Genomic DNA, 1,033 nt, shown 5'->3' on the forward strand with positions numbered 1-1,033 from the left:
GTGTCGGGTTTTCGGTAGTTCGCTGGCTGTATGAGGGCTGGGGAGCTTGTGGCGGTGCGGGGTCGGTTGGAGGAGTTCGCCGCGGAGGTGTTCGCGCCGTTGGTGCGGCCGGACTGGCTGGAGAAGGGCCAGTTGTATCTGCGGGGTCTGCTGCTGGACGGCCGGCGCAAGTCGATGCAGCCGATGGCCGAGCGTCTGGGTGTCGATCATCAGCGGTTGCAGCAGTTCATGACGTCCTCGACCTGGTCGGTCGTCGGCGTGCGAGCCCGGCTGGCGTGGCGGGCGGTGGCCGTGGTGCGTCCGCAGGTGTGGGTGGTGGACGACACCGGTTTCCCCAAGGACGGCACCGCCTCACCCGGGGTGGCCCGGCAGTACTCGGGCACCCTGGGCAAGGTTGGCAACTGCCAGATCGGCGTCAGCGTCCACGCAGCCTCGGACACGGCCTCGTGCCCGCTGTCATGGCGGCTGTTCCTGCCCACCGCATGGGACGCTCCCGAAGCCGCCGGACGCCGGGCGGCCTGCCGGATCCCCGAGAGCGAACACCACCGCCCGAAGTGGCAGCTGGCGCTGGACATGCTCGACGAACTCTCCGGCATCGGGCTGCGGCCCGCCGTGCTGGTCGCCGACACCGGCTACGGCGCGAACGCCGACTTCCGCCACGGTCTGGAAGAGCGGGCTCTGGCCTACGTGCTGCAGGTGAAAGGCGAGATGACCGCCCATGGCGAAAAGGCCGTGCCGCACCAGCCCGCCTACTCAGGGCTCGGCCCCCGTCCGCTGCCCCGTTACCGCACCCGCCCCGTGTCCTTGCGCGAGCACGTGCTTGCCGCCGGACGTCACCGGGGCCGGGCCGTGACCTGGCGCAAGGGTTCCAAAGCCGCGATGAGCTCGCACTTCGTCCTCCTGCGGGTCCGCCTCGCGGGGCGGCGGCCCAAACCCGCCGACGACGGGACGATCCCGCTCGTCTGGCTGATCGCGCAGTGGCCCGAGGACGAGGCCGAGCCGGTGAAGTACTGGATCTCGAACCTGCCCACGG

Annotated in this window: 1 protein-coding gene; it reads left to right on the forward strand. The window is 70.7% G+C overall.

Translation table 11 applies throughout. From position 1 onward, the window contains the following. Window positions 1–66 precede the first annotated feature (66 nt). Window positions 67–1,033, forward strand: a 967-nt coding sequence (locus ACIRQY_RS35640; protein WP_403933020.1) for an IS701 family transposase, incomplete at its 3' end; no start/stop codon positions are given.

Source organism: Streptomyces sp. NPDC101490, from assembly GCF_044767145.1.
Lineage (GTDB): Bacteria > Actinomycetota > Actinomycetes > Streptomycetales > Streptomycetaceae > Streptomyces.